Below are 5,632 nucleotides of genomic sequence, written 5' to 3' on the forward strand. Positions count from 1 at the left end.
GCGCTAAACCCGCACCGGCCCCAGCGCATCAAAATGCCCGCGCTTCTGCAACCAGGCCAGCAGCACCAGGCTCGGGATCGCCACCAGCATGCAGATCACGAAGAACAGCGGCCAGCCGGTGGTATCAGCCACGAAGCCGGCGCCTGACGAGAGATAGGTCCGCCCCACCGCGGCAAGCGCGGTGAGCAGCGCATATTGCGTCGCCGTGTGCAGCGGGTTCTGGCAGAGCGCCGAAAGATAGGCGACGAAGATCACCGTGCCGATGGCGCTGGTGAAGTTCTCACAGGTGATGGCGAAGGCGAGCGCCCATTGGCTGGTGCCGACGAAGGCCAGCCAGGAGAAGGAGAGGTTCGCGAGCGCCTGCACCACGCCGCCGATCCAGAGGCTGGTCGCAAGCGAATAGCGCCGCGCGACGAAGCCGCCGGCAAAGCCGCCGATCAGAGTCGCAGCAAGGCCCACGCCCTTCACGATCGCCGCATAGTCGTTGCGGGAGAAGCCGAGGTCGATCACGAACGGCGCGGTCATCGTGCCGGAAAAGGCATCGGTGAACTTGAACAGCACGACGAAGGCGAGTGCCGCAAGCGCGTCCTTGCGCGTCAGGAATTCCGAGAAGGCGCCGATTGCCGCGTGCAGCACGCGCGCGAGCGCGGTCTGCGTCTGCGTCGCGGCTTCCGCCCGCAATGACTGCTCGGGCTCGGTCGCGACCAGCGCCGTGATCGTCCCGATCAGGACCATCGCCGCCATCACCACATAGCCCCACATCCAGGCGGACGTGCGGGTGATGCCGGTGCTCTCGAAGCCGGAGACGATGAACAGCGCGCCGGCGGTCGAGACCAGCATGCCGATGCGATAGGCCGCGACATAGGACGCCATGCCGGCGGCCTGCTCGCTCTCCGGCAGGCTCTCGACGCGGAAGGCGTCGACCACGATGTCCTGCGTCGACGAGGCCGTCGCCACCAGCAATGCGCCGAGCGCGACGTAGAACGGCGAGCGCGCGGGATCGGTCAGCGCCAGCAGCAGGATCGCTGCGATCAGCAGCAATTGCGAGAACAGCAGCCAGCCGCGGCGCCGCCCGAAGGCGCGCGTGAACAGCGGCACATGCATCGCATCGACCAGCGGCGCCCAAAGGAATTTCAGCGTGTAGGGCGTGCCGACCAGCGCAAACAGCCCGATGGTCTTGAGATCGACGCCGGATTCCCGCATCCACACCAGCAGCGTCGAGCCCGACAGCGCCAGCGGCAGCCCGGACGAGAAACCGAGGAACAGCACGATCAGCACCCGCGGCTGCAGGTAAACGGCAAGGCTGTCACGCCAGGAGGTGGGGGCCGTGCCGGGGCCGGCAGGGGAGGTCGCGTCGGGTGCGGTCATGGGGTGGTGTTAGCAGATTCTGAGAGCCACAAGTGAGGTGTCGTCGCCCGGCTTGACCGGGCGACCCAGTATTCCAGAGGCCGGAGTTATGGAGGGCCCGCGATCTCCGCATAGAGATCGTTCCAATCGGGATTATCCTTCTCGATCAGCGCAATCTTCCAGGCGCGCGTCCATTTTTTCAGGCGCTTCTCGCGTTTTATCGCATTCTCGGGATCATCGAATTGCTCGAAATAGACTAGCTTCACAACGCCCTATTCCTTCGTGAAGCTCTCGACTAACTGCAATTTGTGTTCGGCCACACGGCGGATGAGATCGTTCGTTACGCCAATGTAGAGCGTGTCGCCCATCTTGCTGGCGAGAATGTACACGTAGTAGCAGCGCCCGCCCATCTGCCGTCTCTGGGATACTGGGTCGCCCGGTCAAGCCGGGCGACGACAGTGTGTTCTATATTCTACTCCCCCGCCTGGAGCTTCCTCGGGAACAACTCGGCAGCGCCGGTCGCCACGAGATGCGGGGCTTCGGGGGCATCGCTCTTGCTGAAATCGAGCTCTTCGATGCGCCCCGCGCGCTTCTCGATCTTGTCGGCGGAGATCAGGATCTGGCGGACGTCCTCGTTCGCGTCGGCAAAGTGCTTCTGCAATTTCAGCACGCGATCGCGCAGGCGGCCGAGGTCGTCGCCGAGCTTGATCACTTCGGTCTGGATCTGGTCGGCGGCATCGCGCATGCGCGCGTCCTTCATGATCTGCTGCATCACCTGGATTGCGAGCATCAAAAGCGACGGCGACACCAGCACGACGCGGGCGCGATACGCCTTCTGGATCACGTCGTCGAAACCGTCGTGGATCTCGGCGTAGACCGATTCCGACGGCACGAACATCAACGCCATTTCCTGGGTCTCGCCGGCGACGAGATATTTTTCGGCGATGTCGCTGACATGCTTCATCACGTCACCGCGCAGCCGCTGCGTGGCGATGCGCTTTTCCTCGTCGGTGCGCGCATCATGCAGCGCGGTCATCGCCTCCAGCGGAAATTTCGCGTCGATGCAGAGCGGACGCTGGTCGGGCAGGAACACGACGCAGTCCGGACGCTTGCCGGTCGAGAGCGTGAACTGGAACTCGTAGGCGCCCTTCGGCAGACCGTCCTGGACGATCGCTTCCATCCGCGCCTGACCGAAGGCGCCGCGCGACTGCTTGTTGGCGAGCACGTCGCGCAGGGTCGTCACCTGCGTGGTGAGGTCGGTGAGGTTCTTGTGCGCGCTGTCGATGATGCCGAGCCGCTCGTGCAGCGCGTGCAGGCTCTCCATGGTGTTGCGGGTCGAGTGCTCCATGGACTGGCCGACGCGGTGGGTCACCGAATCCAGCCGCTCGTTGACCGCGCGCGCCATGTCGGCCTGGCGGCCGGCCAGCGTCTGGGTCATGGCGTCGACTCGCCCCGAAGCCTCGCTCTGGGCGTGCAGCATCTGGCTGATGCGCTCCTCGAGCTCGTCGGCGCGGATGGCGTTGGCCATCGCGAGTTCCGCGCCGCGCCGCCCTGACCGCGCGATCACGACGGCAATCACGAGCAGCAGGATAAGGACCAGGGCGCCGAAGCCGATCAGCGCGTCCACGGTGCGCACCGGCCAGTCGCCAAGCATGAAAATGATCTCGTTCATGCCCCTGCTTCTAGCCGATTCGCTTCGAGACACGAACGAATAGCGAACATTTATGGTAAATGCTCTGTTAATTTTTATGGTTAACGAAACCTGAAGTTTTATGGTTAGCGGAGGGTTAACGGGGTTCCCGGCCGCATTGACCGCATCGAACGCGCGGCTTAAATCGCGGCCATGGCCCTCAGAGAAATCATCATCCTGCCCGACAAGCAGCTGCGTCTGGTCTCCAAGCCGATCGAGAAGGTCACGCCGGAGATCCGCAAGCTTGCCGACGACATGTTCGAGACCATGTACGACGCGCCCGGCATCGGGCTCGCGGCGATCCAGATCGCGCAGCCGTTGCGGCTGATCACCATGGACCTCGCCAAGCCCGACCAGGACGGCGAGACCAAGCCCGAGCCGCGCGTCTTCATCAATCCGGAAATCATCGCCTCTTCGGAGGACCTGTCGTTCTACGAGGAAGGCTGCCTGTCGATCCCCGAATATTACGAGGAGGTCGAGCGCCCTGCGAAGGTGCGGGTGCGCTACACCGATCTCGACGGCAAGGTGCACGAGGAGGACGCCGAAGGCCTCTACGCCACCTGCATCCAGCACGAGATCGACCATCTCAACGGCGTGCTGTTCGTCGACTATCTGTCAAAGCTCAAGCGCGACCGCGTGCTGAAGAAGTTCGAGAAAGCCGCCAAGCGCGCGGAGTGAGGTTCTCTGTCGATGCCCCTCCGCCTGATCTTCATGGGCACGCCCGATTTCTCCGTGCCGACGCTGCTCGAGCTCGTCGCGCATGGCCACGAGATCGCGGCCGTGTACACGCGCGCGCCGAAGCCCGGCGGACGGCGCGGGCTGCAATTGCAGCCGACCCCGGTGGAAGAGGCCGCGCGAAAGCTCGGTGTGCCCGTGCTGACGCCGAAGACTTTGAAAACGCCGGAGGCGCTGGAAGAGTTTCGCGCCTTTGACGCCGATGCGGCCGTCGTCGTCGCCTATGGCATGATCCTGCCGCAGGCGATCCTCGATGCGCCAAAGCTCGGCTGCTACAACCTGCACGCCTCGCTGCTGCCACGCTGGCGCGGTGCCGCTCCCATCAACCGCGCGATCATGGCCGGCGATGCCGAGAGCGGCGTGATGGTGATGAAGATGGATGTTGGCCTCGACACCGGCGACGTCGCTATGGCGGAACGGCTCGCGATCACGGACAACATGACCGCGCTCGATCTGCACGATCGTCTGTCGCGGCTCGGTGCCGATCTGATGGTGCGCGCCATGGCCGCGCTGGCGCGCGGCGGGCTTCAGCTGAAGCAGCAGAGCGAGGACGGCGTCACCTATGCCGCCAAGATCGACAAGGCCGAGGCGCGGATCGACTGGACCAGGCCCGCGCGCGAGGTGCTGCGCCATATCCACGGCCTGTCGCCGTTTCCCGGCGCCTGGGCCGAACTTGAGAATGCGCGGGTCAAGATCCTGCGCTGCGAGCTGGCGAAAGGCACGGGCGCACCCGGCGAGGTGCTCGACGATCACCTCACCATCGCCTGCGGCGAGGGTGCAATCCGTCTGATCGAGCTCCAGCGCGAAGGCAAGGCACGCATGCAGGCCGCGGACTTCCTGCGCGGCGTGCCGTTGAAGACCGGCGCCAAATTCACCTGACGCTGTCATACCCTGCGAAGGCGGGGTATCCAGTACGCCGAGGCTTCTCGGTCGAACGGATAGGCTGCGGAGTACTGGATTGCCCGGTCGAGCCGGGCGATGACAGCGAAACTGGACAAGATGCCCCGCTACAAGCTCACCATCGAATATGACGGCGCGCCGTTCTTCGGCTGGCAGGTGCAGGAGACGCTGCCCTCGGTGCAGGGCGCGTTGGAGGCCGCTGTGAAGGCGATGACCGGCGCGGATGCGCGCGTCCATGGTGCCGGCCGCACCGATGCCGGCGTGCATGCGCGCGGCCAGGTCGCGCATGTCGATGTCGGCAAGCAGTTTCCGCCGGGCCGTTTTCGCGACGGCTTGAATGCGCATCTGCGCCCGCATCCTGTCGCGGTGCTCGAAGCGGATATCGTGCCTGATAGTTTCGAGGCGCGCTTTTCAGCCATCAAGCGCCACTACCGCTACCGTATCGTCAACACTCGCGCCAATCTCGCACTCGATGCCGGCCACGCCTGGCGCGTGCCGCGCCGGCTCGACGCCGATGCGATGCATGCGGCGGCACAACGCCTGCTCGGCAAGCACGATTTCACCACCTTCCGCGACACCGAGTGCCAGGCCAGGTCGCCGGAGAAGACGCTCGATCAGCTCGACGTGCTGCGCGACGGGCGCGAGATCACCATAGTCACCTCGGCGCGCTCATTCCTGCACAGCCAGGTGCGTTCGATGGTGGGGTCGCTGATGTGGGTCGGCGAAGGCCGCTGGACCGCCGATGATCTCTCCGCAGCGCTCGCCGCACGCAACCGCGCCGCCTGCGGCATCGTCGCCCCGCCGGACGGGCTGTATCTGATGCAGGTGGATTACTGATGGGATGAGGGCGCGTACTCTCGCTACATCCCCCCACTGTCATGCCCCGGCTTGACCGGGGCATCCAGTAGCCGTGGCCTCTCGGCTCAGTCACTGTCGTCTCTGGAATACTGGATCCCCCCC

General features: G+C 64.9%; 5 protein-coding genes and 1 pseudogene. 3 read left to right on the forward strand and 3 right to left on the reverse strand.

What is annotated here, in order from left to right:
• Positions 1–3: 3 nt before the first annotated feature.
• The 3 genes and pseudogenes from IVB13_RS35930 to rmuC form a co-directional block, all read right to left on the reverse strand.
• Positions 4–1,368 carry an MFS transporter gene (locus tag IVB13_RS35930; RefSeq protein ID WP_018453019.1) on the reverse strand — a complete coding sequence of 455 codons (1,365 nt, stop codon included), beginning with the start codon at positions 1,366–1,368 and terminating at the stop codon, positions 4–6.
• A gap of 86 nt (positions 1,369–1,454) precedes the next feature.
• A pseudogene (locus tag IVB13_RS35935) lies at positions 1,455–1,757 on the reverse strand (GIY-YIG nuclease family protein).
• A gap of 62 nt (positions 1,758–1,819) precedes the next feature.
• Complete coding sequence (gene rmuC, locus IVB13_RS35940) at positions 1,820–3,019, reverse strand: DNA recombination protein RmuC (protein ID WP_018453022.1); 1,200 nt, start codon at positions 3,017–3,019, stop codon at positions 1,820–1,822.
• 171 nt (positions 3,020–3,190) lie between these two features.
• Between rmuC and def the strand changes: the two genes are divergently transcribed.
• From def to truA, 3 genes are all read left to right on the forward strand, one after another.
• A complete protein-coding gene (gene def, locus IVB13_RS35945; protein ID WP_247492254.1) occupies positions 3,191–3,715 on the forward strand; it encodes a peptide deformylase in 525 nt (174 codons plus the stop codon).
• Positions 3,716–3,727: 12 nt separating this feature from the next.
• Positions 3,728–4,651 (forward strand): methionyl-tRNA formyltransferase, encoded by a 924-nt coding sequence (gene fmt / locus IVB13_RS35950; protein ID WP_018453023.1) that lies wholly within the window; start codon positions 3,728–3,730, stop codon positions 4,649–4,651.
• 120 nt (positions 4,652–4,771) lie between these two features.
• Positions 4,772–5,509: a tRNA pseudouridine(38-40) synthase TruA gene (gene truA, locus IVB13_RS35955; protein ID WP_026232440.1), complete on the forward strand. Its 738-nt coding sequence runs from the start codon at positions 4,772–4,774 to the stop codon at positions 5,507–5,509.
• Positions 5,510–5,632 lie beyond the last annotated feature (123 nt).

Source organism: Bradyrhizobium sp. 17, assembly GCF_023073515.1.
Classification (GTDB): Bacteria; Pseudomonadota; Alphaproteobacteria; order Rhizobiales; family Xanthobacteraceae; genus Bradyrhizobium; species Bradyrhizobium canariense_D.

Excerpts from the sequence above, each read along its gene's own strand:
- IVB13_RS35930 (WP_018453019.1), bottom strand. The coding sequence starts at position 1,368 with ATGACCGCACCCGACGCGACCTCCCCTGCCGGCCCCGGCACGGCCCCC.
- rmuC (WP_018453022.1), bottom strand. The coding sequence starts at position 3,019 with ATGAACGAGATCATTTTCATGCTTGGCGACTGGCCGGTGCGCACCGTG.
- def (WP_247492254.1), top strand. The coding sequence starts at position 3,191 with ATGGCCCTCAGAGAAATCATCATCCTGCCCGACAAGCAGCTGCGTCTG.
- fmt (WP_018453023.1), top strand. The coding sequence starts at position 3,728 with ATGCCCCTCCGCCTGATCTTCATGGGCACGCCCGATTTCTCCGTGCCG.
- truA (WP_026232440.1), top strand. The coding sequence starts at position 4,772 with ATGCCCCGCTACAAGCTCACCATCGAATATGACGGCGCGCCGTTCTTC.